Here is a 24,435-nt window from a genome sequence, read left to right as displayed (position 1 = left end):
GGAAAAGAATGCCCGTTCAGAGCGCCTCTGACGGCACCTGCTCAATCACAAATTGCGTCTGTTCATGCAAAATAAACTTAACCTGTTTCAAGATATGTGGTTAAGCGCTTTAAATCGTGTTCGGACTCGATTCAGCTCGTATCAGACTCAGACTGGTATTAGTTAAGAAGTGAATAAAAAATAAGAGCTGCATCTATTTTACGTGTTCCAGGCTCGATTCGTTCTGAGAAAAATCGGATTTCGGCGATTTTTCAACCAAATTCTCAGGAGGCGGTCTCAGTTCCCGCAGCAGACGAGGAGCAGCATGACTTACAGAGTTGAGACGTTCTCCTGTAGAGCAATGCGAAGACTCTCAAAGCAGACGCCGATAACGGCTAAGTTGGCTGGCCCGTCTGATACCGCGATCAGAATTCAATAATCTTCGATTTGTATTCCTTATGAAAGCCAACCTTGTCGATCTTGAGGCCGAAGTTTTCCCCAATTTTGACCGCTTCACCCAGGCAGTAAACCTGGTTGTTGATATACATTTCCAGGGGATCTTCGCAAGCTTTGTCGAAAGTGATCAGCGAGCCCGGGCAGATGGAGAGCAGCTGGTTCATCTCGATTTTTTTGGAGGCCAGTTTCACGATCGCCTGCACGGGCAATTTGGTGATGCGGTTCAACGGGTTATGACCACTGGACATCGCTCCCGCGGGAGCAGCCGCGGACGCGGCTTTCTCAGCAGACTGAGTGGCGGCCGGTTCAGGCGCCGGATCGGGTTCCGCGGATGCGGTTTCTGCAACTGGCACGTTCGTCAGGGGCCAAATTACAGGGATCACAGCACTCGGGCTCTGGCCGTCACTCTCTTCTGCTTCGGTTTCCGATTCACCCGGAAACACATTCAAGCGCAGTAATGCTGCCCAATCGGCGGGAGCACCCTGCATGACTTCATTTAATAAACTCTCAACTGCGTAAGCTCTAAACTCTTCAGCTTCACCTGCATCCAGCGGGATCAGGTTCATGGACCATTCCATCGACAGCGTCTGCAATCGTGAAGACTGCGACTCTCCCGGGGACGTGTACCAGTCTGGTAAAGGCAGTCCTTCCGGGATCAGGCCCAGCATTGCCTCGTCGCCAATGCGAAATAAGACAGCCAGGCCCGGACCGCGAAACGTGTCGTCCAGCTCTTCGGGAGACCACATGCCCGACTCACCCAGCTCGATTCGATAGCTCGTATCGAAACACTGATTGAGAGAATCGGAAATCGCGGCCATACTTTCACCCGCCTGGGCGAAGATGGCTTCGACATTCTCCTGGCTGAAGCCCGACATTTCTGCTTTACAAAGTCCTTTAAATTGATAACTTGTTCATCAACTCAGACACGTTGATGATTTTCAGGAATCAGGATTCCTTAGATCATACAATCGACTACTTAAAATTCAGTTCTTCACTCAAAATCGGCAAACCTCGCTCATTCGGAAAAGATTGACACCTTTTGAGCCCCGGAGAACAGATTATTTGATCTGCGCGGCCCCGCTCAACGTTCCTGAACCTGCCCTTCAACATCAATTATGCCAGACGCTGGCACTATTTAAGGATATCAGCATGCAATGCCACGAAGTTGACTACGAGATCTTTGGTTCCGACCTGCAGATTGTGGAAATCATCCTCGATCCGGGGGAATCGGTGGTCGCCGAAGCGGGCAGCATGAATTACATGGAAGACGGGATTCGCTTTGAAGCCCGTATGGGCGATGGTTCCCGCCCCGACGATGGGTTTATGGGTAAGTTGTTCAAAGCGGGCAAACGGATGCTTTCCGGCGAATCGCTCTTCATGACTCATTTCACCAATGATGGTCGGGGACAGAAACGGGTTGCATTCGCTGCCCCCTATCCCGGGAAGATCATCGCCATTGATATGAGTAAGATCGGCGGCACGATTACCTGCCAGAAGGACTCCTTCCTGTGTGCGGCTCTAGGCACGGAAGTCACGATGGCGTTTAACAAACGCCTGGGCTCCGGTTTTTTCGGTGGGGAAGGTTTTATTCTGCAGCAACTCAGCGGCGACGGGATGGCGTTCGTGCACGCTGGCGGAACGGTCATCAAAAAGAAACTCCAGGGGGAGACGCTCCGCGTAGATACCGGTTGTATCGTCGCCTTCACGGGGGACATCGATTACAGCATCGAGAAAGCAGGGAACCTGAAATCAATGGTGCTCGGCGGCGAAGGCCTGTTTCTGGCGACGCTTTCGGGACATGGCACCGTGCTGCTGCAGAGTCTGCCTTTCTCACGGCTGGCAGATCGCGTGCTGGCACATGCTCCGTCAGCCGGCGGGTCTTCCCGCGGGGAAGGCTCTGTTCTGGGTGGCCTGGGCGATATGTTTGGGGACAGCTGAGCCTGTCTTTACAGACGTTTGGAGTTTTCACGGCAGGCTGAAACACGGAATCAGGGGAAAGGAAGGGTGACATGAATCGCAGACATAACCGAATGACCAATGTCGGCCGCAAGCTGGTGATGTTCCTTGGATTCCTCTTTATCTTCGTGGGTTACATTTTAGCTTACGAGAAGGGCCTGCCGCTGCTGGAACGGGCCAAAGCCAGCAAAACCTGGCCGACCGTGGAAGGGGTCGTTCTGGAATCGCGGGTCGAGTCACATCGCAGCAGCAACTCCAGTTCGTCAACTTACTCTCCCCATGTCGTCTATCGCTACCAGGTGGAAGGGAAAGACTTTGAAGGGGAGACCGTCTGGTTCGGGAACGATGTCTCGACGTCTGACCGCTCCCTGTCGGAAGAGACGATCCGCAAATATCCCGTCAAGCAAAACATCACCGTCTATTACGACCCGGCGGATCACGCGATCGCGGTGCTGGAACCCGGGGTCTTTAAAACCACGTATTTCTTTTACCTGTTTGGCTGGCTGTTCCTCGGCCTGGGGATCCTGATGGCCAGCAGCATTCTGTTCCGTTCCCTGTTACGCCTGTTTCGGGGTGGGGCAGAAATGCAGACACCGGCAGAGTCTGCCGGTTAACGAGCGGTTCAGGCAGCAGGTGGAAATCTGGTCTTGCCTGAATGCGGGGACTGAGATATATCGCGTCTTCCTCTCTTTCCCCTCGTTCTCCCAGGCAGATCCTGAACATGTCGTTTCCAGACTCTCCGCTGAAGCTGCGCCCCCGGTTTTGGGGATTTCTGGCCAGCCTGCTGCTGACCTGTGCTACCGGCTGCGCAACGACTCCCTATGTCTACCAGCCGCCGCTGATCACAAGCCCGGAACTGGATTTCCCTGAGGAAGAGCCCCAGATTGTCCGCGGCAAACCACGGCCCGTGATAGACGGCATCGGCTGGGTTGTCGGCATCCCCGGGAAAGTTCTGCTCTGGGATCGCCGGATCGATAATCACAAGATCTCACCCGAAACGGAAGCAGCCATCGCGGACTACCTGGAGAAAAACGGCCTCGATCAGGTTAAGGTACGCCTCAATGAATACGATCCGCTCGGCGAATGGAAACGGCTTCGCAGAAACAAGGCTGTCGGCTGGGGCTGGCGGTATACTGCAGGCACGTTGACCGCGCTGTCTTACACACTCCTGCCCGGTCGCATCATCGGCGGTGATAATTACAATCCTTTCACGAACACGATCAGCCTCTATTCGGATCACCCCGCCGTCGCCCTGCATGAAGGGGGGCACTCCAAAGATTTTGGTACCCGTAAATGGAAGGGTACCTATGCCGTGGTGACGGCCATCCCCGGCGTCTCACTCTGGCCCGAAGCGATCGCTACCGGCGATGCCTTGAGTTACCTGGAAGCGGAGCAGAATTACTCCGGAGAAGCGGATGCCTACGAAGTACTTTACCCGGCGTATGCGACTTACATCGCCGGGGCTGCGACTCCCTTTCTGCCTTTTAGCGATCTATTGATCAAAGCGGGGGCTGTGATTCCCGGGCATCTGGTCGGGCGCTGGAAGGCGCGCGAAGTTCAGCAGGAAGCACTGGCGCGCAAGCGATCCACCTCAGAGATTCAGCAGGTACACTGGGAAGAACCGGCCTCCCCCGCCGCAGCGGAGGGGAGTTCAGATCAGGAAGAGATTCAACAGGTCGGAGGACCGTGAATCAGTTGGAAGGCACGATGGAGGGGCCGCCCAGTTGAGTCAGACACTCAACCGGTTCGTTGCAGAGCGGATAACTGCTGGTCGAGGAATTCAGAATATCGGCCAGCGTAGTATCGCCGAAAGCCGTTTCCGTTTCCTTCATGGCGTCATCCAGCTTGCGGTGCAGCGGGCATAAATTCGCACCGTGGCCCTTCAGTCCCAGTGGGCAGGTAGTAATGCGGCAGATCGGATCCACGGCATTCACGACTTCCAGCAGGCTGAGTTCATCGGGGCGCTTTACCAGCGAAATGCCACCCCCGATGCCACGCTGAGAATGCACGACACTGGACTGCCTTAAGCTTTGCAGCACTTTCGAAAGATACGCCTGGGGAACCTTGGTTGCCTTGGCGATTTGTTCGGTGGTGCAGGGGTTCGGAGCCTGATCCGCCAGGTGAACAATTGCTCGAAGTGCATATTCAACAGTCTGCGAAAACATAGGAAAGTCCTTATAGCTGATAATTGGACATTGATGTCTATTATCGGGTCTGATAGACTCAGTTTCAATCTAAATCTGATATTATTCAAAGTTCTTGTCAGTTTATTATAGGCGTCTCTTCGCAGAGGAAACCTGCATGAAGCATATTGATGAAGAAAAACTGGAAGTTGATCTGTCCTACCGGTTCCAGTATCTCGTGGAATTCATTGGGATTACGGAAGACGATCTGGGGGCTATTCATGGTGCGGCGGGCATTCTGGAACCTCTGGTACCGGCCCTGGTTGATGCAGTATATGATCAACTCTTCAGATATGATTGCACAAAACGACATTTCTTGCCACGCCAATCCGGATATGAGGGGGAAATTCCCGAAAGCCTCGAAACGCTGACCCTGGACCACGAAATGATCCAGTTTCGCAAACAGCATCTGGCCCGTTATCTGGAATCGCTGGTTACCCGGCCTTATGACGGAAAGATGGTGGAATACCTGGACATGGTCGGCAAAATCCACACCCCCAAAGCGGGCAGCAAAGACCTGAATGTGCCCCTCGTGCAGATGAACGCACTGATGGGGTTCGTCTCAACTGCGCTGATCAGCACGATTCTGGGCCTGAATCTGGATCGCGAAACCGAAGTCAAAACCCTGGTCGCGTTCAATAAGCTGCTCTGGGTACAGAACGATCTGATCACCCGCCATTACCAGGCGTAGGGAAATGGGTGAAATCGCAAAAGGACACCCCTCCAAGAAAATTCTAGCGGGCGGGCTTAGACCGGAGGTCCACGCAGGCCAGGTTTCCGGCTGAGTCCCGGCAATAGAGTCGGCCGTCGCTCAGCACGGGGACCGTCCAGCATTGATGGTCGAGCACCTTGAAGCGGGAAATTTCTTTGAACGCTTCAGGGGTGGCTTCCGCGGTCACCAGCATCCCTTTATCCGAGAGGATAATCAGCTTGCCAGCGGCGATCAGCAGGGAACCGCAGCCGAAGCCCGCCTCCCGCCATTTGACTTTTCCGGTCTGATGATCCATGCAAGTCAGGCGTACGATGCGCCCCAGGTTCGAGTTGCCGTCCATGCCGTATAAGTGTCCCTGGTAGAGCACACTGTTGTTGAAATGGTTCTTCAGATCCCGATTCGTATACCGGGACTTCAGCGTTTCATTTTCGAAGTCAAGCAGCGCACAGCCTTTGCCATAACCGGAAGATATGAAGATGGTCTTGCCGTCGATGATGGGGGTGGTCGAATTCGTATTGAAGGGGGAAGGCCAGGCAAATGAAGCGACCTCTTTACCGTCCTCTTCACGGGCGATCGACAGGCAATCGTTATTCAGAATTGACAGGTAACGGGTGCCCTCATTCTCGAACGCGGCTGGCGTGCCATAGCCCGGCATGTAGGCTTTCGATTTCCAGATTTCCTTACCCGTCTGTTTCTCCAGCGCGACCAGACGTCCCGCTTCGACATACAGGCGATCTCCACGGATCAGCGGCGAACAGGTAAAGCCCCACTCGGGGATCTCCATGTCGTACGCTTTTGGCAGGATTTTCTCCCAGACTTTCTTACCGGTTTCAATCTCAAAGCAGATCAGTCGTCCGTCGCGACTGTTGGTATACAGGAACGCGCCATCGATGGTGGGGGTCGCACCCGGACCGCCTGCATTCAGGTTGTCGATCAGTTCCGCGGGATACGATTGCTGCCAGATGACTTCGCCCGTGTCGGCATTCAGACAGTAAACGGTTTCGTTGCCCTCTTTGTGCCCCATCGTGTAGATGCGGCCATTCGCTGAGGAAATCGAGCTGTAGCCGATACCCACATTTTTTCGCCAGGAGACGTTTGGCGGCTGTTGGGACCAGTCGGCGCGCCAGTTGGTCTCCGGAGAGATGCCGTCATAGTTGGGGCCCAGCCAGTGAGGCCAGAAACCGACCTGGGGAGTCGCCTTGGTCTGGGCGTCCTTGAACGAAATCTCCGTGATCACCTCGGGAAGTGGTTCTGCCGAGGAGTCCTGCGCTGCGTCTGCGCGCTGCGTCATCGATTCGGATGTCGCTTCACTGCACGCCCACAGGCTCAGGCCTGCCAGACAGAACAGAAACGGGGTGACTGACTTCATGGGTTTCTCCTTGATGCGAGTCACCCCATTATGCACGGGATCGACTTATTGGGGAATGTCAACTTTGATCCGCAGATCACGCAGCTGGTGCGGATCCACTTCCGCAGGTGCACCGCTGAGCAGGTCGGCCGCTTTCTGGGTTTTGGGGAACGCGATGACGTCGCGGATGTTGTCGTTACCGCAGAGCAGCATCACCAGTCGGTCCAGGCCTAAAGCGGCCCCGGCGTGCGGTGGTGCCCCGTAACGCAGTGCCTGCAGCAGGAAGCCGAAACGTTCTTCCGCTTCGTCGGCTGAGATCCCCAGCAGGTCGAAGACGGTCTGCTGAACGTTCTGATCGTGCACACGGACGCTTCCACTGGCTGCTTCATAACCGTTGATGACCAGGTCGTACGACTGGGCACGCACCTTGGCAGGATCACTCTCAAAGTACTGCACGTCTTCATCAACAGGCTGACAGAACGGGTGATGTTCTGCGTCCCACCGCTGTTCGTCTTCGTTGTAGTTGAGCAGTGGGAAGTTGACGACCCAGCAGCATTTGAAGTCACTCGGATCGTACAGCTTGAGTTCTTTACCCAGGCGGTTACGAAGTGCCGCGAGGGCAGCAGAGGTGACCGCACACTGATCGGCGACGAAAAACAGCAGGTCGCCGACTTCGGCTCCCATGGCGTCCATGATCTTCTGCTTGTCTTCATCCGAGAAGAACTTGGCGATCGGGGAGTGCAGACCTTCGTCAGTCACTTTGAAGAACGCCAGGCCTTTAGCTCCGTATTCTCCCACGTACTCGGTCAGACCGTCGATGTCCTTGCGGCTGTAGTTGTCGGCGGCACCTTTGGCGTTCAGGCCACGTACGCGACCGCCCGATTCCATGGTCTTTTTGAACACGGCGAAGTCACAGTTGCTCGCGATCTCACCAATGTCGACCAGTTCCAGGCCGAAGCGGAGGTCCGGTTTGTCCGAACCGTATTTTTCCATCACGTCGGCATAGTCATACCGCGGCAGGGGCAGGGCCATTTCTTCGCCCCGCAGCTCTTTCAGGAAGGTCGCCATCAGTCCGTCGATCAGGGTCAGGATGTCTTCCTGTTCGACAAACGCCATCTCGATATCGATCTGGGTGAACTCCGGCTGACGGTCGGCACGCAGGTCTTCGTCACGGAAACAGCGGGCGATCTGGAAGTAGCGGTCGTAGCCCGAGATCATCAGGATCTGTTTGTAGATCTGCGGTGACTGAGGCAGGGCGTAGAACGCACCTTCGTGCACGCGGCTGGGCACCAGGTAATCGCGGGCCCCTTCCGGTGTGCTCCGTCCCAGGATCGGCGTTTCGATTTCCAGGAACTGCAGGTTGTCAAAATAGTCGCGGGTGAGTTTCATCAGGCGGTGACGTACCAGCATCGCGTGCTGCAGACGTTCGCTCCGCAGATCGAGGAAGCGGTAGGTGAGCCGCAACTCTTCGTTGGGCAGTTCGGAAGTTCCCGGTTCGAACGGCGGTGTTTTACTTTTGTTGAGAACTTTGAGTTCGTGCGCCCGGATTTCGATCTTCCCGGTGGCCAGCTTCTCGTTTTCGCGGTCGTCCCGCAGCACGACTTCGCCGCTGACCTGGATCACATCCTCGGCACGCAGGGTACGAGCCAGCTCGTGCATCTCGGCATCACGATCCGGATTGAACACAATCTGGGTGACCCCGTAGCGGTCGCGAAGGTCGATGAAGGCCAGGCCCCCATGATCGCGACCACGGATGACCCAACCCGCCAGAGTCACAGTCTGTCCAACATGGTCTGTTCTCAGTTCGCCACAGGTATGTGTTCGTAACACCTTACTAAGTCCTTGGTTAGAAAACGTTCGTTCTCAAAAAAAGTTGTGTCGGGGAGCAGCAGGCTCCGGATATATATCGGGAACTGGCTGACAAAGTCAGTTCCGGCCGGCAGACTGATGCACGTTCCCGGTTCTGATCCACGCTGGGTGGGCCGGGTTCGCGCAACTGGTGCGCCGGGCTGAAAGCAATGACGCTGATCTTATTAGAGCAGACCACCGCCCGCAATGAACAGCAGGCGGATACACCTTACCCCGCCGGTATCTTTTTCCGGATTGTCCGATTATTCAGACCTGAATACAGGAAAAAAGCTCCGGCGGGTGATATTATGTGCAGTTATCGGCGAAATCGCAGACGACCGAACAGACCGCGACGACGTTGCGGCTGTTGAGCCGGTTGACATTCACAGTTATTTGCGGGAACCGCTTCCGTTTCCGGAACCGGTTTCATCTGGGGTTCAGCAGTCTTGGCGGGTGCCGCCGGCTTTTGAGACGCTGCGGCAACTTTCTTAGCGGGTTTGGCAGCCGGTTTCTGCTGTGTCACTTTTTTCTTAGTCGCTTTTTTTTTAGTGACGTCCACAAACTGCTGGTAAGCGTCAGCCACGTGACCCTGCCTGGTATCTCCGGAGTGGATGTAGAGGCCGTATTTCAGGTTCATCTTTTCACCCGCTTTGAGGTGCTTGTGATCGGCGGGCTGCTTCTTGTTGGTGTAAGCGTGATCGCCGAACGGGCTGATGGTAAACAGACCGTAGTTCCGCACGTGGTAACGGGACTGCTTGTAGTTCTGCGGAGAATCCATCAGGGTGACGCCGTAAACTTTTCCGTTCAGCGGACCGTAGTAGTCGATCCATTCGGTGGGCTTACCCCAGGTGTCTTTGGTTCCTTTGACGCCTTTGCTGTTGACGACCGAACCATCTTCTTTTTCCCGCATGCCGTTGGGCAGACGAATTCCGAACAGGCCTTCTTTGGTGTCTTCAAAGACAACTGGCTTCGCACCTGCGGTGAAGGTGATGTTGTATGTCATCAGACGATTGGCGTAGATCGAGATCAGGGTATTTTCGGTAATGATCGGCTTGTTGTCTTCGCCGAGCCACTCGTTGGTGACTTTCATTACAGCCGGATTACCTGAGGCTTTGACGATCTTCACGCCGGTGTTTTTGATTTTGCCTTTCTCGGCCCAGAAGTCGACAGTGTTGACTTCATCGACGGCCACCCAGACCCCTTTGTGGTGCGGGTGATCTTCGGGATCGACGAGCGAACGGGTAATCACGGTGCCGTCTGCAGCGCGGACCGGTGAGAAGAACGGCTTAGGCAGGTCGGCACTGGTGTTGTAGGTCGCAAACGGTTTCCCATCGATGGTCACACTGAACTTGCTTCCGTTTTTCTTGATGTCGACGGTACCTTCTGCGGCACCCACAGTGCTAGAGAGGCCGACAAACAGACAGAGTATGCTTAACACGGTTTTCACAGCGAAATTTCCTCAAAAAACAGTCATTCCTGAACGGTTTGTTAATTACTGTCAGTTATTGTGTCCTGAACGGTGTGACTGCGCCAAGTCGCAGGGGCAATTTCACCGGTTTTTTCTCGAACTGAGGGGAAACACAGTTTGCGAATCACACTTTTAATCTGTTATTCTAGATAACTTGCGACATGTTGAATTTGTGGGCTCTCAGCTTGAAGACTTTTTAGAAACAATGACGAAACGAAGACGGACAAGTACAGAATCCAATCTGAAATCCTATCCCGAGAAAGCACGTTCACTGCGCAGTTTTGTGCCTCAGGATAAAGAGCCGGACTGGGAAATCTCACTCTCGGGAGATCTGGGAGACAAGGAATCCGATCTGGTGGCCAGGCTGGTTGACGTCCCGCGTAGCAGTCGGGGCACAATTTATTTCGACTCCCCCGGTGGTTCAGTCTATGCCGGTCTGACACTGGCCAGTCTGATCCGATTGAGGCAGCTTAACGTGGCTGGCGTGGCTTTGGGTGAATGCTCTTCCGCTGCCATCCTGCCGTTTGCCGCCTGTAAGCATCGCTTCGTTACCATATACACCACGCTGCTGTTTCATCCGATTCGCTGGCAGAGCGAAGACGAGGTTCGCCTCGAAGAAGCCGCAGAGTGGGCACGACATTTTAAAGTACTGGAAACCGATTTCGATCGTCTCCAGGCACAGCTGTTTGGTTGCCGACAGAGCGTTCTCGATCGCTGGACGCGCCCCGGACGCTTCGTCTCCGGACAGGAACTGGCCGATGCAGGGTTGGCACAACTCATCGATCCTTTTTCCACCGAAGACCAGTGGAAGGTTATCGAGGCAAGATAGCGAATCTGTAGCAGGCAAACAGCCGGGCTGACGGGAGATTGTTCGATCTCCGGGAACAGGAGCGGCGTGGCCTGCGTCAAAGAGACCGCGGGTCGCAGGGAATTGAGTCGCTCTGCATGTTCCCTTGACCATTTCTAACCTGGAGGGAGTCCGATGAAGTCTACGAAGCAACTTAAAATCGTCCTGCTGGCAGTCGCCTGTGTCTGCGCCAGCACTTCGCTGGTACAGGCAGACAAGAAAAAATCGAAGTCTGAAGCCATCACCGTCGAGAAAATTCTGAGTGTCTCACACCAGCTGCAGAAATCCAAACCGCCCACGCTGATCCTGGATGTAGTGGGTGAGGTTCCCACCGGCGGTTACACCGACGTGCATCTTGATCGAGCCGTGTATGTCAAACCTCCCGAAGACGGCATTCAGGATTATTATCTCAAAGCCAAACCGCCGACCGGTATCGCGATTACGGTCATCTCGGAAGTCAAAGCCTCGGATGTCTGGACCGATCTGCCCGCCTGGGTCAAAGGAGTTCGCGTGCACGGTAAGAACCAGGGTGTCAAAGTCATCCACTTCGATCAGGGGCACGAAATGGAGCCGATTCGCAGAACGTTTACCGGCGTCTCCTCGAAAGGCTCGTTTGAAGAAGCCCTCTCGACCGCGCTGGCAAAACTCAATCGCGCACTGGGTGAAGGGGGCGTGATGGATGCGACTTCCAGCTGGAAAGTCGTCCGCACCTCAGGCCAGACGGGCGGAATCGCCGGTTTGAATCAGATCAAGGTCGTGATCTCAGCCGAACGTCAGCCCCCCTGGCAGAAAGAGCAGTCCCGTAAGCAGGACCGCAAAATCAAACCGGTCGGGAAAAATCAATCGACCAGGGAAATTAAGCCTTTGGCGCAATAATCCCGGTTTCGGGACTGGAGGCCGTGGCGTAGAGCTTGCGGGGAATGCGTCCCGCCAGATAAGCGTCGCGGCCGGCTTCAATTGCGTTTTTCATGGCCCGGGCCATGCGGACGGGATCCTGCGCGCCGGCGATACCCGTATTGAGTAACACGCCGTCGCAACCCAGTTCCATGGCGATCGTGACATCGCTGGCGGTTCCCACGCCCGCATCGACAATCACCGGATAGTCCGGGTCGTCCTCTTTGAGGTACTCCAGACAGATGCGGATATTGTTCGGGTTCAGAATTCCCTGACCACTGCCGATGGGGCTGCCCGCCGGCATGACCGAGGTCGCACCTGCGTCCTTCAGACGCTTCGCGGTGATCGGATCGTCGGTGGAATAGCAGAGCACCGAAAAGCCTTCGTCGACCAGTTGTTTCGTCGCTTCGAGTGTGGCGACCGGGTCGGGGAGCAGGGTTTTGGTATCGCCCAGAACTTCAATTTTGACCCAGTCGGCTCCCGGGTTTTCGAGGCCCCGCAGAATTTCGCGTCCCATCCGGGCGACACGCACGGCATCGTCTGCGGAGAAGCAGCCGGCGGTGTTCGGCAGGATCGTGTATTTATCGAGGTCGATGAAGTCCAGAATGTTCCGGCCGTCGGCGTCGATCAATCGTTCCCGACGCACGGCGACGGTAATCACTTCCGCACCGCTGATTTCCAGGCTTTCCTGCATCAGTTCGTACGTGGTGTATTTACCCGTGCCGACGATCAGTCGGGAGTTTAGATGATGTGTGCCCAGTACCAGGGCCGATTCGGTATCGCCAATTGTTGCCATAATAGTTATCCACCGCCTACCAGCGTTACGATTTCCAGACGATCCCCGGCCTCCAGCTGACAGTTGGCATGTTTTTCACGGGGAATCAGGATCAGGTTCCGTTCAACAGCCAGATAGCGGGGCTGCAGTTCAAGCTGGACCAGCAGTTCAGCCACTGTAAAAGCATCGGGAACCTCGCGGGGTTCACCGTTGACCTGAATTTGCACCTGTGCGGCTCCCTGGAAGAATTTCATATCAGACGAAGCAAACGAGAGATCGCGGGAAATCTGATCTTTCTCAAAGATTGTTTGCAAAAAGCGAGTTTAGAAGTGATACTGCCAGTCGTCAAGGAATGGCCCGAATCTGTCAGCCGTTATTTCGCTTAGCAGCGGGATTCGCTTCTGAACAGAAGCTACCACGGCGGCCTCCCGCGGTCACTTTCCGGTTTTCATCGTTTCTTTACAAGTCGTTAATATGCTTTTATATAACTGACGATGGATCAAACCCCCTTACCGCTGTTTGCTTATTTTCGTGGAGATCAGATCAGATGTCGTCGATGCGTTCCGTGTGTTTTCTCGTTTTCTGTGCAGGATTAACTCTCGTGTCAGCTGCAAATCCCCTCTCAGCCGTCGAAATTGTGGGACACCGCGGTGCCTCATTTGATGCCCCGGAGAACACACTCTCCTCTGTGAATCTGGCCTGGGAACGTAATGCTGATGCCGTCGAGATCGACATCTATCTCACCAGCGATGGTAAGATCGTCGCCTATCACGATAAGACCACCAAGCGGATCGGCGGGCGCGATAAGGATGTGGCAGAACAGACGCTGGCAGAACTCCAGACCCTGGACGTCGGTGCCTGGAAGAATGCTCAATACCGCAACGAACGGATTCCGACCCTCCCGCAGATTCTGAAAACGATTCCCGCAGGCAAGCGGCTGTTCATCGAAATCAAATGCGGCCCCGAGGTTCTGCCGCAGCTCAAGGCCGATCTGCAAGCGTCCGGCAAAGCAGCTGACCAGACGGCACTGATCGGTTTCGACTACGACACGATGCGCAAGGCCAAGCAATTAATGCCCGAGCTTAAAGCCTACTGGGTCTTCAAAGTCAAGCAGAACAAGGTCACCCGTCGCTGGGAACACAATGCAGACTACTACATCCGCAAAGCCAGAGAAGCGAACCTGGATGGCCTGGATGTCGGCTATAACGGGTTCCTCACCGCCGATTTTATTCAGAAATCGGAAGCCGCCGGCCTGCCTGTCTTTGTCTGGACGATCAACGACGTCAAAGATGCGAAAAAACTGGTAGAGATGGGGATTACCGGTATCACCACCGATCGCCCCGGCCTGATGATGGAAACACTTAAACAGGCAGAATAACGCCTGTTCCGGGTGCTCGGATAAAGTCTCGTATTGATTTCCACTCTGGTTTGTTCGAAAATGGAATGAAGTCGCCCTTGAAAAGACGCACTTAATTCCAGAGGTACAAACCAGATGAAATCATGTTTCGCATCCCTGCTCGCGGGGGCACTGGCCCTGTCATTGCTCACGACCGGTTCGCCTGTGTACTCACAGGAAAAAGAAACAGCAGCGCTGCCGCAACAGGCGGTTGACTACATTCTCGATCTCCAGAGCGATGACTATCAGGTCCGCCAGAAAGCGACCCAGGAACTGCCTAAGTTTGGCGAACAGGTTGTTCCGCCACTGCTCAAGGTGACCCAGGGCGACAGCCTCGAAGCCGCGGTCCGCGCGATCCTCGTGATCGAACAGGTCTACATTCTGGGGAAAGCCAATTCGGTTGGACCTGCCGAAGATGCACTCGAGAAACTGACGAAGGCGAAGAATCCTTCGGTTGCCATTCGCGCCGAAGAAGCCATCGACCGGCATGCCGACATTCGGGAAAAACGGGCCGTCCGCGAAATCAAAAAAATGGGCGGCACGGTCAAACTCTGGACGCCTGAAGACATCGCCAGAACAGCACCGGGCGGCAGTGTGGAGCCCGGACAGGTACGCTATGTGGCCCTGGGCTCTAAGTGGACCGGAGGCGAAGACGGCCTGCGGTTCATCAAGCGGGTCCGAAAGTTTCCGGTGCTGTATCTCATCAAAGGACATCCCATTCCGGTTGTCGCGATGGAAGATCTGATGCGGGCACTTCCCGCCACTCAATTCCAGACCCGCGACAGCGATGCCATGCTGGGCATTACTCACATGACCGGCATTCGGGACCAGGGGGGCTGCCTGGTCGGCGAAGTCTCTGATGGTCTCGCCGCTCAGAAGGCGGGGATCCGCTCGGGAGACTTCATTCTCAAGTTCGACGATAAACCGGTCGAAAACTTCGATGCTCTCGTGAAACTGATCGGCGAGAAATCGGCCGGCGATGTGGTGCAAGTCGAACTGCTCCGTGACGGCATGATCAAGAAGCTGCCCGTCACACTCAGCAGCTGGCTTGACCGCTAAGCGTGACAACTCTCAGTTGTGTAACTCACGCAGCAGCTCCAGGGCCGTCTGTCGGATTATAGTCTCGGCTTCGATCTCCAGGTAACTGCTCCGCGCGGGCCAGGTTTCATAGCCTCCCAACGCATGCTGTGTGGGGGTGGGCAGATAACCGCTCGATCCATTGGCCAGTTCCATGGAGAAGGTGGCATCAAATGGACTGCCGGCTTTGATCGCCAGCCCGGTTTCGGTAAAGACTTCGCAGGGCAGACTGGCGATACCCAGATCGCCGATGCGAATGGCCTGCAGCTTGATGGTTTCCGTCGCCGGGTACTTGTTGAGTTCAACCGCTTCGGTTGCGTAAATTTTCGACCAGGGATGTACGGTTTTCTGTTTCGGATTCGCCAGGATCTCCTGTGCCCAGGCCAGGCGTTCCGCATCCGGCTTGCGGATCGCCAGTTCAATTTCGCGTTCGACCATCTCCACCGGAACCTTGCGCTGGTACTGTAACTGCGCCAGGACCTTGATGGTCTGTTCGGCGAACTGTTTTCCCGATTCGTCAATCCATTCGAATGGCTGATACTTCCGTTTGTCCTGTTTCATCACTGCGCCCACATTCCCGCTGGTGCCGTTGGAGAGTATGCCCACAAACGGGGGATGGGAACCGTTCGACTTCAGTTTCTCCGCGAGATATTTCGCGTACGCACCAAAGTAATCCGCGCTGATTTCTCCCTTCCTGTAGCCGCCACAATAATGAATGCTCATGTTCCCCAGCACTGCCAATGGAGTACCGTCAGCATGTTGTACGGAGAGAATCGAACACTGGGGATCAATGTCGGCCGCGGGTTGAATGATCTGTTTGCTGCGCCCTGAAACCGATTTGATCTGCTCTCCCGCGACACCAAATGGATTCAGCGAGACGCTCCCTTTCTCTGCCAGAAAACGTCGACACGCTGCATAACGACCTGCATCGAAGGAGCCCCAGGCAATCTGGGCCGGCGCAAGATTCTGCTCGGCGGTAATGACCGCCTGGGCCATTTTCTGGATCAGCCCCTGATAGTAAGTATCGTCCTGCTCACTTGCGCGACCATAGGGAACGCGAGGCGCCGCATGTGTGTGCGTGCTGGTCATCAGCATTCGATTCACGGGCAGTCCGGTTTTCTCAAATACAATCTGCTTGGCCCGGTCGAAATAGCTCCGCTCGACCATGCAGAGATCGTTCACGCAGATCGCAACCCGCGTGTTTCCATCGTCGAGGACCAGCGCGCGGGAGTAGATCCGGTCATGCACTCCTGTCACGGGACCATTCTTGGAAATCACGCCGTCCAGTGAAACACCGGGCTCGGGGGTAATGTCGATCATCGCGGCCCCGGCACGGAGCGCCGCCTGTTCCGCCTGGACTTCCGTCACACTGAGCGAAAGCATCCCGAGTGCAGGTACAAACAACAGCAGAACAGAAAATCGCGAAATCATGACAGTCCTTTCCGAGGAGCTCAGAGGTCTTGTTTGATCATTCCAGTAGTGCGCATTCCAGGTTGAGTTTCAAAGTATCGCCATCAGCAGAGAACGCTTAATCCTGTTTCTGCTCAGCGGCGTTGGCCCGTTCGTTGAGCCACTGTGCCATTTCGTTAGAGACGATGAAGGCCATCGCCCCGCCACGAGCGTCATTACCGAGAATCGCCATGCGATCGAGATACCCGCGGAGGTTCTTCTGTTTGCCGGTCCCCGTGCAGACATCGACCAGGGTTCCGTTCGGCGCGACCCGGGTTTTGATCCCTTCCCAGGCTTTCTCGATGAGAGGCGTATAGACGCTTTCGTCCAGCCAGCCTTCCCGCACGCCACGAATCATGGCGAAGGTAATCATGCAGGTGGATGTCATTTCGCGGTAGCTTTCCGGATGATCAATCACCTGGTGCCACATGCCCGTCGGATCCTGATGTTTGCTGAGCGCCTCCAGGTGCTGACGATGTCCCTCCACGAACGGTTCCCGCAATGGCGAATGCACGGGCAACTCACTCAAGACCAACGCCAGCCCCAGCGCGGGAAAACCATTTCCACGACCCCAGGCAGCATCACTGAGGGGAGAATTCCGATAGATGCCGTCCGGTCGCTGATCCAGCTTCTGGATGAAGCGCCAGTGTTTCATGGCCATGTCGTAGTATTTCGGGTCCCCAGTCAGCCGACCCACGACCGCCAGAATCGGGCACGACATGAAGACCGCATCACTCATCTCGACATGGTGCGGCATCGATTCTTTCATCTTGCCTTGTACATCAAATCCCAGGTCCGCCGCCTGTTGGGCGTACTTGAGGTAATCCCGGTTGCCGGTCGCTTTGGTCAGCTCGGAAAAGAGCAGGTGACCGGCGATGACCGAGCCGCCCCCTTTATTTTCGAGGGGCTGGGGGTTCTTCTTCAAATACTCCTGTGTGATTTTCTCGACATGAGGCAGACGACTCTGATCGTTCGTCAGTTCACCCAGACGAATCTGGCTGATGAGTGAGAGCACGGGCAGATACGAGAGTCGTCCCAGATCGTTGCCATACACTTTCGAAAGCTGCGTGGCCACCTGAATCGGCGTCCGCTGTTGACGCTGAATCAGTTCCTCACGCGCGGGAGAGGGCGCCGGAAACGATGTTTCCTTAAGTGCCTTGAGCAGTGTGGGGAGGAACGCAGCCTTCTCTTGAGTTGAGACTTCCAGACCCAGGGCAGGGATCGGTCCGATCTTCGACGGGGCCTCGGTATTCAGAGCGGCAGCCAGTTCCCAGCCGGCGTTCGCGGTTTGCACAGGTGACAATTGCTGCTGCAGTCCACGCACTTCTTTGCGAGCGGTTTTCGGGATGATCCACTGTGACTGCTGACCTGCGCGGACATCAACCACCAGATCCGGGGCATGCATGCCGATCCACCGCCACAGGTATTGAACTTCCGGTTTCTGAGTATCCTGATAAGCAGATCCCTGCGGCGGGTAACCTGTGGTCGGATCACCGCCGGAGGCATTTTTCGGTCCCTCTTGCAGTGCCCACCCATCCGGATTGGCAATCGGGGCTGCGGAAAGTGAGAACTGTTTCCGCAGCGGTGCCGCTGCTTCCGATCCATAAAACCAGTTGACGGCATCGATCACCGCATCAACGGATGTCTGTGAACCGTCCAGTCCCCCGATCAGCAGGACGCGCGTCTTGCCTGTTTCAAAGTTCAGATCATCGGCAGAGAATACGCAGGGAATCGGCGTCTCCTGGCGAGTAACACCGAGTGCAGAGTGAATCAGCGCCGGTTGTTTTTTCAGTGACTCCAGCCGCTGGGCGACTTTGCCTTTGAAATCGACGGTCGACGGTTCCGCTTTCTCATCGGCAGCGGAGACGACAGCAGCGGGCAGGGAGATCAGGGTTAACAGGCTGAGACACAGGGGCAGCAGGTGCGCGTTCATGGCAGGCAGGTTCCCGGCAGGTATGTTTGAAGGAATGAGTCCGTGTTTGATGCAGTTCCCTCACATTGTAAATCTGCAGGGAGTCAATTGCCAGCAGGGAATGCGATTGCAGTCTCTGAATTGATCATGAGCGAAAGGGTGGCCCCGAATGTAATTCGGGCCGAGCGGAGCGAGCAGGAAACAGACTGTGTGTACTTACAAGTTTGGTGAGCCACTTTGACTCTAAAATGAAACGAGGTCGGCGACTGCTTTGCAATTGCCAGCGTGCTCTGACAGTTTCCTGTTGCCTGCGGCAATCCCCGATTTTATCCGAGACCATGCATGTGTTCTCTCAATGAACCGGGGTAGGGGTAGCCCTGTGTGGCTACCCGCAGAGCGAGTCTGTTTGCGTTTTGTAATTCGGATGGTCGAGAAAGCTGCCTTCGTGTCCATATGCCAGACAAATCTCGCCAGGCGGGCGGACACACAGGTAACGCCCCTACGTCTGATCTCGTAACACAATAAATAAAGAGATCGAATTACGGTTCCACCCGCACATGTAAGCGTGTCTCTGCTTTCACGCCATCCTCACGGCTGCGTTCGACCTTCACCAGGTAATCGCCGGGTTTCTGATAAGTGTGTTTTGTGATCGCGTAACCATCTTCATTCAGCGGGTTCACATTGCCGTCTGATTTGACCCGTACTTCAGGGGTGCCATCACCGAAGTTCCACACCTCTTCGCCGAATGTATTATTGAATGACCGGACCTTGAAAGTAATCGGCTCCCCCACTTTGTTCTTGAGCGAAGGCCAGTAGCTCGCATGAATCCGGGGCACGTAATGTTCCCTGTCTTTGGGATCCAGGACCATGACTTCCGCGAAATCATAATCGACGTTCCCCGCTTCGTCGGTGACTTTAAGCGTTTCACAATAGATACCTGGAGAGTCATATTTGCGTTCGATCGCCGGGCCCCGGGTGGTCGTGCCGTCGCTGAAGATCCATTCGTAATCAACAATGCTGTAATTAACACTGTAGGACTGTACTCCGCTCAGGGTGACCGTGTTACCTGGCAGGACCATGTGTTTGCGGCGGGTGTTCGCGACCAGTTTGGGATGGTATTGATTCCGGTAAGCTTCCCAGATGAATGCGTAGCCAGCCTGGGTGCCCCACTTGCCCGACGGTTGGCGGCTTTTGATTTCAAAGTGCAGATGCGACCAGCCGCCGCTGGCCCCTTTCTTTCCGAGGATGCCGATCTCTTCGCCCTGTTTGATCAGTCGTCCCGGGCGGATGCGATCGTTGATTTCGTGCAGGTGACTGTAACGGTAATACCAGCCCCGGGCATCCAGCAGATAGACGACATCATACCGCTCCGCGACGGGTGTATCTTTTTCATGACCGTCCAGCACATCCGTTCCGGAAGAGACCACGATCGCATCGGTGGCTGCGACGACCCGCGTCAGTTTTTCGGCACCGCCGATATCCAGACCGCTGTGATAGTAAATCTTCGGCAGGATCTCATGGCCGCCGTCTACCGGCTCATTGTCGTACCAGGTGCGCGTGGCGAACCAGCGTTGATCGACGGGATAAATTAATGAACCTGGTTTGAGCAGCGGCGAACCATTCGGCCACAGGCGGAGCCGGGCATCCTTGTCGAGCCCCCAGAACGCAGGCGTGCCGTTGGAGTTGTAGCCGCTGGTAATGGAACAGTCGATTTGCGCCTTACCCATGCCTACCGGCAGATTATACATACCCGATTCGAGTTCGATGGTATCGCCGTCCACTTCCACGGTGACAATCGCACTGCGCACCGCGTTGCGAATCGGATCGCGGGTCTCCTTGAGATCACAGAGTTTGACTTTGACCTGTTCTCCATTGCTGAGCGTGACTGTTGTCGTTTCACCCACGTTCAGATCGACAACCCGCACGATCGGATCCAGGGCCAGTTTCTCTTCTGCCGCGTGTGTTGGAGATCCTGACAGAGAGCTGCCGATGAGGATAAGCAGAACGCAGAGCAGAGTACGGGGGGACAGATTCAGCATGGCGGGAGTCTCTCGTTATGGGGTCAACTTTCGGAGGAGGAACGCTGCTGGTCGGCGATCAGGCCGGCAATGAAACCGGCTTTGAAGCCTGCATTGATATTAACCACGGTCACATTCGCGGCACAACTGTTGAGCATGCCGAGCAGCGCCGTCAGGCCGCCCAGGCTCGCGCCGTAACCGACGCTCGTGGGCACCGCGATCACCGGGCAAGAGACCCAGCCACCGACCACCGAGGGGAGCGCCCCTTCCATGCCGGCAGCCACAATGATGGCCGAAACGTTCTGAATGCGGGGTAACTGTTCGATCAGGCGATGCGGTCCAGCGACGCCCACGTCCACGATCAGGTCCGGCTCGTAACCCATCCAGATCAGTGTTTCCATCGCCTCTTCCGCGACGGGGCGATCACTGGTGCCTGCGGTCAGAACGGTGATTTTGCCTTTGGTCAACTCTTCGTCGAAAGCGGCATCTTTTTCCGGGATGCGAATGGTCCGCGCCACCTGGTTGTAGATCGCCTGTGGAAACTGCTTGAGTACGGTCTCGGCCTGCTCTTCGGAAATCCGTGTGCCCAGGCAGCGCTGTTTTGATTCGAGCAGTAGCGTGAAGATTTCGACCAGCGCGGTCGACGTCTTGCCTTCGCAGTAGATGACTTCGGGATAACCGCAGCGGGAACTGCGATCGAGGTCGATGTTCGCAGAAGAGAGCATTCCCGATTTGTGATGTCCCTGGCTCTCCGCCTGCTCGACCGCCTGCTCCACAGAGAGCGTTCCCTGTTTTACCAGTTCAAACAGTTGAGAAAGTTGATCATCCACCATCAGAGTGCCTCTATTTCCAGTGAAAAAAGTCAGTGTATAAAGAAAGAGCAGGATGGCCGAAAGCGACCATCCTGCAAAATTGGTTTTGTGCCGCAGGGCACATTATAGATGACGGGGACCTGAGTCCGCGAGTCTTAGTCCTCTTTCTGTTTCAGATTCGCGATGACGTTGAAGTCTTCCAGCGTCGTGGTATCGCCCGTGCTTTCCCGACCGGCGGCGATGTCACGCAGCAGACGCCGCATGATTTTACCACTGCGGGTTTTGGGCAGAGCGGCGGCAAAGCGGATTTCATCCGGTGTCGCGACCACGCCGATCTGAGTCCGCACGTGCTGCTTGAGTTCGTTTTTCAACTCATCGCTGCCATCTTCTGTCGTCAGGGTGACGAAACAGCAGATACCTTCCCCTTTGATTTCATGCGGGAAGCCCACCACGGCTGCTTCGGCAACTTTGGGATGGGCCACCAGAGCACTTTCAACTTCCATCGTACTCAGGCGGTGACCGGAAACGTTGATCACGTCATCGATACGACCCATGATCCAGTAGTAACCGTCTTCGTCGCGGCGGGCACTGTCGCCGGCCAGGTAACAACCTTCAATGGTGCTGAAGTAGACGTCTTTGAACCGTTCGTGGTCGCCGTACAGGGTTCGCAGCATGTGCGGCCAGGGTTGACGCATCACGAGCAGACCGCCCTGGTTGTCGCCCAGGCTTTCGCCTTCTGCGGTGACGATATCCGGGACTACGCCGGGCAGGGGAGTCGTACAACTGCCGGGCTTGGTGGCGGTCACGCCGGGCAGCGGGCTCATCATGATGCCGCCGGTTTCGGTCTGCCACCAGGTATCGACGATCGGGCAGCGTTCCTGGCCGATGACGCTGTGATACCACATCCAGGCTTCGGGGTTGATCGGCTCACCCACGGTTCCCAGCAGACGCAGGCTTGAGAGATCGTACTTGTTGGGCCATTCGTCGCCCCACTTGATGAAGGCACGAATCGCGGTCGGGGCCGTGTAGAAGATGTTGACCTGGTACTTCTCGATGATTTCCCAGAAGCGACCTTCATCGGGCCAGTTGGGAGCCCCTTCGTACATCACGGTGGTCGCCCCGTTGGCCAGCGGACCGTAGACGATGTAGCTGTGACCGGTGATCCAGCCGATGTCGGCGGTACACCAGTAGGTGTCGTCTTCTTTGAGGTCGAAGACCCACTTGGAGGTCATCATGGTTCCCAGGAGGTAACCGCCGGTGGAGTGCTGCACACCCTTGGGCTTACCGGTACTTCCGGAAGTGTAAAGGATGAACAGCGGGTGTTCGCTGTCGAGTTCGACCGGATCGCATTCTGCGGAGACGTCTTCCATCAGATCGTGCCACCAGTAATCGCGATCGGGAACCATATCGACTTCACAGCCGGTACGACGGTAGACAACTACCTTTTCCACGCTGGGTGATTTTTCCAGGCTCTGGTCGACGGCTTCTTTGAGCGGAATGTTCTTACCACGACGCCAGCCGCCATCGGCGGTGATGACCAGTTTGGCCTGGGCGTCGTTGTTGCGGTCGGCGATGGCATCGGCACTGAAACCGCCGAAGATGATCGAGTGTGTCGCCCCGATGCGGGAGCAGGCCAGCATGGCGATGGCCAGTTCGGGAACCATGGGCATATACAGGGTGACGCGGTCGCCGGTCTCAACGCCCAGTTTCTTCAGGCAGTTCGCGAACTTGCAGACTTCGCGGTACAGGTCCTGGTAACGCAGCACGCGGGTATCGCCCGGCTCGCCTTCCCAGACGATAGCGGCCTTGTTTTTCCGCCAGCTGTCGAGGTGACGGTCGATGCAGTTGACCGAAGCGTTGATCTTGCCGCCCGTGAACCATTTGGTATCGGGCATCTCGCCTTCGAGGACCTGATCATAAGGCTGAGACCATTCCAGTCCCTGAGCCAGATCGCCCCAGAAACCGGCCGGATCATCCTTGGCCCGGTTCCAGAGCTCTTCGTACTGTTCTTTGCTCGAAATATTGGCCTGTTCGACGAACTCGGCTGGCGGCGGAAATGATCGAGTTTCCTGAAGAACACTTTCAATGTTTTCGTTAGCCTGGTCACTCATCGTTGTCATTCCCCTTTGCGTTATTTGGCGAGCGAAATAAGAACCGAAAAATGTTAATCAACGACCTGAATTTTCAGGTGTGTAGATTCGATTCTCTCCCTGTGTCTTGAAGTCGAATTATTAAACAATGCTAAGTTAGCGATTTTAGGGTGCTGTTTTTTTGAAGTCAACAAACGGCCAATCGCTTCCTCTCAGAACGGAATTATGAAAGGTAACCACTTATCTAAGCGTCAAAACAGGGAAAATCAAGCAGAACGGGGTACGGAAGTCACTTTAAATCACCGGAAAGTAACGCAGATTCCCGAATTCTTCCCGAATCGATCCCTTTTGACGCAGAACCGACCACTGGGGACAATCTGAACACCTGCTGATGGGCAGACAGCGGAAATACAGCCGGATTCAGCTCGCCTGTGACTCCATCAGGGCCCGTGCTTTCTGATAGGCGGCTTTCATTTCAGGCGAATCCTGTGTGTGTTCACCTCGAAAGACCATCAACAGACCGAGCCGCGGATGATCGCTGACATTGGGATCGCTGAAATGAATCGTCTGACAGTGATGGATCAGCACATCGCCCGCTTTGATCAGTGCAGGCGTCGCTGTCGCGGCATCAACGTCTTCCGCCAGACCGAACGAATTTCCTTTGACGCCTGATGGCGTATGTACCTGCAGGCCTTTTAAATGAGAACCACCCACGTATTGTACCGGTCCGTTTTCCGGCGTGACTTCATCCAGGGCGACCCAGACCGTAAGCACGTCCGGCGGTTCCTGACAGAAGTAGGCATTGTCCTGATGCGGCGGTACACCCGAGCCGACTTTCGCCGGTTTGTTAAACGTCTCGACTCCCATACAGAGCGGTGTGCCGTTGACCAGGGCAGCAATCAGGGGCTGCAGCTGTGCTGACTGCGGAAGTTCCGCGAAGAACGGATCATGGATCTGCATCCGCCAGCAGTTGCGAATCGCGATACCGTCCGCTTCAAAGACCACATCGTTCTCTGGTACCCCGGGAACGACTTCCCGATTAAAGCGATCGACCGCGGCACGGATCTGGGCCAGCTGTTCGGCAGAATAGAATTCGGGAATGTGCACAAACCCCTGTTCCCGGTATTCCTGAACGATGGCGTCTTCAGTCATGACTTTCTCCTCATAGGCAGCCTGGTCAAAATCAGCGCGCTTGCAAGATGCAGATCCCTAACA

The 24,435-nt window shown here is 55.5% G+C and carries 21 protein-coding genes; 8 read left to right on the top strand and 13 right to left on the bottom strand.

What is annotated here, in order from left to right; translation table 11 throughout:
- Window positions 1–404: 404 nt before the first annotated feature.
- The gene (locus tag RID21_RS07600) at window positions 405–1,310 is read right to left on the bottom strand and encodes a FliM/FliN family flagellar motor switch protein (protein ID WP_350188054.1); all 906 of its coding nucleotides are present in this window, start codon (window positions 1,308–1,310) and stop codon (window positions 405–407) included.
- Window positions 1,311–1,578: 268 nt separating this feature from the next.
- On the opposite strand from RID21_RS07600, the gene RID21_RS07595 reads away from it, so the two are divergent.
- The 3 genes from RID21_RS07595 to RID21_RS07585 all read left to right on the top strand — a co-directional run bounded on the left by RID21_RS07595 (window position 1,579) and on the right by RID21_RS07585 (window position 4,081).
- Window positions 1,579–2,373, top strand: a complete 795-nt coding sequence (locus RID21_RS07595) for a TIGR00266 family protein (RefSeq protein ID WP_350188276.1) — start codon at window positions 1,579–1,581, stop codon at window positions 2,371–2,373.
- Between the two features lie 71 nt (window positions 2,374–2,444).
- Complete coding sequence (locus RID21_RS07590; RefSeq protein ID WP_350188053.1) at window positions 2,445–3,005, top strand: DUF3592 domain-containing protein; 561 nt, start codon at window positions 2,445–2,447, stop codon at window positions 3,003–3,005.
- Window positions 3,006–3,112: 107 nt separating this feature from the next.
- Window positions 3,113–4,081 (top strand): hypothetical protein, encoded by a 969-nt coding sequence (locus RID21_RS07585; protein WP_350188052.1) that lies wholly within the window; start codon window positions 3,113–3,115, stop codon window positions 4,079–4,081.
- A 1-nt stretch (window position 4,082) separates the two neighbouring features.
- Here the strand turns inward: RID21_RS07585 and RID21_RS07580 are convergent, their stop codons facing one another.
- On the bottom strand, window positions 4,083–4,556 hold the full coding sequence (locus RID21_RS07580) for an RrF2 family transcriptional regulator (RefSeq protein WP_350188051.1): 474 nt from the start codon (window positions 4,554–4,556) through the stop codon (window positions 4,083–4,085).
- Between the two features lie 136 nt (window positions 4,557–4,692).
- Between RID21_RS07580 and RID21_RS07575 the strand changes: the two genes are divergently transcribed.
- Window positions 4,693–5,265 (top strand): protoglobin family protein, encoded by a 573-nt coding sequence (locus RID21_RS07575; protein ID WP_350188050.1) that lies wholly within the window; start codon window positions 4,693–4,695, stop codon window positions 5,263–5,265.
- A 43-nt stretch (window positions 5,266–5,308) separates the two neighbouring features.
- On the opposite strand, the gene RID21_RS07570 is transcribed toward RID21_RS07575, so the two are convergent.
- The 3 genes from RID21_RS07570 to RID21_RS07560 all read right to left on the bottom strand — a co-directional run bounded on the left by RID21_RS07570 (window position 5,309) and on the right by RID21_RS07560 (window position 9,929).
- On the bottom strand, window positions 5,309–6,655 hold the full coding sequence (locus RID21_RS07570; protein ID WP_350188049.1) for an outer membrane protein assembly factor BamB family protein: 1,347 nt from the start codon (window positions 6,653–6,655) through the stop codon (window positions 5,309–5,311).
- A gap of 45 nt (window positions 6,656–6,700) precedes the next feature.
- Window positions 6,701–8,464, bottom strand: coding sequence for an aspartate--tRNA ligase (gene aspS / locus RID21_RS07565; RefSeq protein ID WP_350188048.1), 1,764 nt, complete (start codon window positions 8,462–8,464; stop codon window positions 6,701–6,703).
- Between the two features lie 334 nt (window positions 8,465–8,798).
- Complete coding sequence (locus RID21_RS07560) at window positions 8,799–9,929, bottom strand: DUF6807 domain-containing protein (RefSeq protein ID WP_350188047.1); 1,131 nt, start codon at window positions 9,927–9,929, stop codon at window positions 8,799–8,801.
- 226 nt (window positions 9,930–10,155) lie between these two features.
- On the opposite strand from RID21_RS07560, the gene RID21_RS07555 reads away from it, so the two are divergent.
- The gene (locus RID21_RS07555; protein WP_350188046.1) at window positions 10,156–10,779 is read left to right on the top strand and encodes a ClpP family protease; all 624 of its coding nucleotides are present in this window, start codon (window positions 10,156–10,158) and stop codon (window positions 10,777–10,779) included.
- 153 nt (window positions 10,780–10,932) lie between these two features.
- Complete coding sequence (locus RID21_RS07550) at window positions 10,933–11,673, top strand: hypothetical protein (RefSeq protein ID WP_350188045.1); 741 nt, start codon at window positions 10,933–10,935, stop codon at window positions 11,671–11,673.
- Here RID21_RS07550 and RID21_RS07545 read toward each other — a convergent pair.
- Together RID21_RS07545 and thiS are read right to left on the bottom strand one after the other, a co-directional pair.
- Window positions 11,654–12,487, bottom strand: coding sequence for a thiazole synthase (locus RID21_RS07545; RefSeq protein ID WP_149343652.1), 834 nt, complete (start codon window positions 12,485–12,487; stop codon window positions 11,654–11,656). The genes RID21_RS07550 and RID21_RS07545 overlap by 20 nt on opposite strands.
- A 5-nt stretch (window positions 12,488–12,492) precedes the next feature.
- On the bottom strand, window positions 12,493–12,780 hold the full coding sequence (gene thiS / locus RID21_RS07540; RefSeq protein ID WP_502892606.1) for a sulfur carrier protein ThiS: 288 nt from the start codon (window positions 12,778–12,780) through the stop codon (window positions 12,493–12,495).
- A 287-nt stretch (window positions 12,781–13,067) separates the two neighbouring features.
- On the opposite strand from thiS, the gene RID21_RS07535 reads away from it, so the two are divergent.
- Window positions 13,068–13,844, top strand: a complete 777-nt coding sequence (locus RID21_RS07535) for a glycerophosphodiester phosphodiesterase (protein WP_350188044.1) — start codon at window positions 13,068–13,070, stop codon at window positions 13,842–13,844.
- 114 nt (window positions 13,845–13,958) lie between these two features.
- Entirely contained in the window at window positions 13,959–14,921 is a 963-nt protein-coding gene (locus tag RID21_RS07530) for a PDZ domain-containing protein (protein WP_350188043.1), read from the top strand.
- Between the two features lie 12 nt (window positions 14,922–14,933).
- Here RID21_RS07530 and RID21_RS07525 read toward each other — a convergent pair whose 3' ends face one another.
- From RID21_RS07525 to RID21_RS07500, 6 genes are all read right to left on the bottom strand, one after another.
- The gene (locus RID21_RS07525; protein ID WP_350188042.1) at window positions 14,934–16,370 is read right to left on the bottom strand and encodes a neutral/alkaline non-lysosomal ceramidase N-terminal domain-containing protein; all 1,437 of its coding nucleotides are present in this window, start codon (window positions 16,368–16,370) and stop codon (window positions 14,934–14,936) included.
- Window positions 16,371–16,467: 97 nt separating this feature from the next.
- The gene (locus tag RID21_RS07520) at window positions 16,468–18,321 is read right to left on the bottom strand and encodes a glycoside hydrolase family 88 protein (RefSeq protein WP_350188041.1); all 1,854 of its coding nucleotides are present in this window, start codon (window positions 18,319–18,321) and stop codon (window positions 16,468–16,470) included.
- A gap of 518 nt (window positions 18,322–18,839) precedes the next feature.
- A complete protein-coding gene (locus RID21_RS07515) occupies window positions 18,840–20,339 on the bottom strand; it encodes a PKD domain-containing protein (RefSeq protein WP_350188040.1) in 1,500 nt (499 codons plus the stop codon).
- Between the two features lie 23 nt (window positions 20,340–20,362).
- Window positions 20,363–21,151 (bottom strand): nickel pincer cofactor biosynthesis protein LarB, encoded by a 789-nt coding sequence (gene larB / locus RID21_RS07510; RefSeq protein ID WP_350188039.1) that lies wholly within the window; start codon window positions 21,149–21,151, stop codon window positions 20,363–20,365.
- 134 nt (window positions 21,152–21,285) lie between these two features.
- Window positions 21,286–23,241, bottom strand: a complete 1,956-nt coding sequence (acs, locus tag RID21_RS07505) for an acetate--CoA ligase (protein WP_350188038.1) — start codon at window positions 23,239–23,241, stop codon at window positions 21,286–21,288.
- A gap of 399 nt (window positions 23,242–23,640) precedes the next feature.
- Window positions 23,641–24,372, bottom strand: coding sequence for a phytanoyl-CoA dioxygenase family protein (locus tag RID21_RS07500; protein WP_350188037.1), 732 nt, complete (start codon window positions 24,370–24,372; stop codon window positions 23,641–23,643).
- Window positions 24,373–24,435: the final 63 nt, after the last annotated feature.

The sequence above is a fragment of the Gimesia sp. genome, assembly GCF_040219335.1.
Taxonomy (GTDB): Bacteria; Planctomycetota; Planctomycetia; order Planctomycetales; family Planctomycetaceae; genus Gimesia.
Note: the sequence above shows the minus strand (reverse complement) of the source record. Positions and strands in the feature narration are given on the sequence as shown.